This window comes from Corynebacterium sp. HMSC22B11, from assembly GCF_001815965.1.
GTDB lineage: Bacteria > Actinomycetota > Actinomycetes > Mycobacteriales > Mycobacteriaceae > Corynebacterium.
On record NZ_KV823528.1, the window covers coordinates 1 to 3,096 of the forward strand.

General features: G+C 58.2%; 1 protein-coding gene and 2 pseudogenes. All 3 read left to right on the forward strand.

Features of this window, described 5'->3' with window-relative positions; genetic code table 11:
- A pseudogene (locus tag HMPREF3088_RS09945) lies at window positions 1-494 on the forward strand (type I restriction endonuclease subunit R); the annotation flags it as partial.
- Window positions 495-530: 36 nt separating this feature from the next.
- Window positions 531-1,705 (forward strand): IS3 family transposase gene (locus HMPREF3088_RS09955; RefSeq protein WP_246818161.1). Its coding sequence is split into 2 segments (ribosomal slippage): window positions 531-810 and window positions 810-1,705, totalling 1,176 coding nucleotides; the frame shifts between segments, so codons are not numbered across the junction.
- A 99-nt stretch (window positions 1,706-1,804) separates the two neighbouring features.
- Window positions 1,805-2,998 (forward strand): annotated as a pseudogene (locus HMPREF3088_RS09965) (IS3-like element IS3502 family transposase).
- Window positions 2,999-3,096: the final 98 nt, after the last annotated feature.

Genomic DNA, 3,096 nt, shown 5'->3' on the forward strand with positions numbered 1-3,096 from the left:
GGTCTTCCTGTCGCCCGAACTTTGCAACAGCACCGTTTAGAGCAGTCCAAGACGTGATCAAGTCCAACCCGAAGTACCACGGGCTTGAAGCACTCGTGGCGTTTTCTGGCTCCCTGGATGTGTCCAAGGACGAAGATGTAGAGCAGATCGTCACCGAATCCTCGCTCAATAACGAAAACGCACCCGAGGGACAGCGCCGGATGGAAACGTCCAAGATGTTCGACGGTGCTGCATACAAGTTTTTGATCGTGGCGAATAAATACCAGACCGGATTCGATAAGCCACGCTTGTCCGCGATGTATGTGGACAAGCCACTATCGGGCGTGATGGCGGTGCAGACACTTTCCCGTCTTAACAGGACGATGCCTTCGAAAAACAAAACCAAGACGTTCGTGGTGGATTTCGTCAACGATCCTGAGACGATCTTGGAAGCGTTCCAGCCGTACTACTCGCAGGGGACTGCCGAAGGTTTGGTTGACTCCAAGACCGCATGATTCCTGAGAGGGCGTCGTGCTGAAACGATGGCAACCATGCCGAAGATCACCTACACCGACGAGTTCAAGCGCGACGCGGTCGCGTTGGTCGAGTCGGGTATCCCGCAGAAGCAGGTCGTCAAGGACCTCGGTATCGCGAAGACCACGCTGCAGGCGTGGATCCGTGACGCGAGGTTCAAGTCCCATGGGATGACCCCGACCACCGATCCAGAGGCGCGCAAGGACATGTCGCAGGCGCTGCGCAGGATCCGGGAGTTGGAGATGGAAAACGAGGTGCTGCGGCGCGCGGCGGCGTATCTGTCGCAGGCTCACATCATGCCCCCAAAATGATCTATCCGCTCGTGAAGGAGATGGCCGCGGTCGGTGCCCGGGTGAGGGTGCCGGTGGCGGTCGCGTGCCGGATACTGGGATTCTCCAAACAGGGCTACTACAAGTGGCTCAAGCAACCGGTGTCAGCCCGTGAGGCCGAGGAACGCGAGTTGATCGCCGTGCTGCGCGAACTCCACGCCGATGATCCGGAAGGCGGCTACCGGGTGCTGGCAGACGACCTCGCTGAGTTGGGCTACGAGTTGTCCGAGCGCAGAGTGTGGCAGTTGTGCCGGGTCGCCGGGATCCAGTCGGTGTTCGCCAGGCGTAAGACTCGCTACAAGAAGGCCGGCGCACCGGTTCACGATGACCTGGTGCAGCGTCAGTTCACCGCTGACGAACCTAACCAGGTGTGGCTGACCGATATCACCGAGCACCGCACCCGCGAGGGCAAGGTGTATCTGTGTGCGATCAAGGACGTGTTCTCCAACCGGATCGTGGGCTACTCGATCGATTCACGGATGAAGGCCCGTATCGCCGTCAACGCGCTCGAGATGGCGGTGGCCCACCGAGGCCGGCCCGCTGGGGTGATCGTCCATTCCGATCGAGGGTCCCAATTCCGGTCGCGCCGCTTCCGCAAAGCGCTGAAGCGCCACAGGCTACGTGGCTCGATGGGCAGGGTCGGGGCATGTGGCGATAACGCCGCGATGGAGTCGTTCTTCGCGCTACTGCAGAAGAACGTCCTCGACCGTCGATCCTGGGGCACACGAGAAGAACTGCGTCTGGCCATCGTGTCCTGGATCGAGGGCAAGTACCACCGCAAACGCCGTCAACGCCGACTCGGGAAACTCACCCCCATCGAGTTCGAACTCATCATGAACCCAGCCGCTACACTGGCGGCATAAACCCGGAGGTCAACCAAACCTTCAGGACGGACCTGACCCCTGTTTGGTAGACACCTCTGATTCCGGCTGTGTTGAGTCGGGGAAAGGTAATCTACCTCCATGCCTAGGAAGGTTTATTCGGATCAGTTCAAGCGCGACGCGGTCGCGATGTACGAGAACGATCCACAGGTGTCGGTGAACGCTGCGGCCGCTGATTTAGGGATCAACCGCTCCACGCTTCGCGTATGGGTTGATAAGTACGGAACTGGCACGAAACCCCAGCTTTCAGCGGGCTTACGTGCTGATCGTGCGAGGCAACTGACCGATGCTGAGAAGCTACGTCAGCTGCAACAGGAAAACGCCCGCCTGAAAGAAGAACCGCGATATTTTGCGTAAGGCAGCCAAATATTTCATGGAAGAGACGAACTGGTGATCCGCTTCCGGTTCGTTGATGACCACCGCACCGATTACTCGGTCAAGCGGATGTGCACCGTACTCGGGTTAAACCGCAGCTCCTACTACAAATGGAAAGCTAGCAGCGCCCAGCGGCACCGCAGACTGGTTGATGATGCCATACTCGGAGCCAAGGTCCAGGCCATCTTCGACGACAAGAAGCAGCTCTACGGCGCAAAACGCATTGCCGCCGAGCTGACTTTCAACGATGCGTACAGTAGCACCGGACCGGTCAACCATAAGCGCATCGCCCCGATTATGAGGAAGCTTCAGCTGCGCGGCTACACGAAAAAACGTAAGGTCACGACAACACAGCGTGAGCGTCATCGCTTTATATTCGCTGACCTGGTCAAGCGGAACTTCACTGCGCCAGCTGCCAATAGGATCCTCGTCGGCGATATTACCTATCTGCCGATCGCAGACGGGTCGAATATGTATCTGGCTTCTGTGATTGACTGCTACTCGCGGATGCTCGTCGGCTTCGCGATCGCAGACCACATGCGCACCGACCTCGTCGAAGAAGCGCTCGAGCATGCTCGCCGTACCCGTGGCAGTCTCTCCGGGGCGATCTTCCACTCAGATCATGGCAGCGTGTATACCTCATCGCAGTTTCAGGCTGTCTGCCGAAGACTCAACGTCACCCAGTCGATGGGAGCAGTTGGCAGCAGCGCTGATAATTCACTCGCGGAGTCGTTTAACGCGGCGTTGAAACGAGAAGTGCTCAAAGACCAGAAAGTCTTTTCCAATCAGCTAGTCTGCCGACGCGACGTCTTCGCATGGTGTGCGCGCTACAACACCACCCGAAGGCATTCCTGGTGCAAGTACCTCACACCCATTGAGTACGAATCTCACGCTTCCTAACAATGCGCTAGAGTAAAGCCAATAATTTCACCCCCACGGTGTCTACTTTCCGGGGGCCGGGCCCCATCCCGCCGGCGTATAGCGAGACGATCATGTCG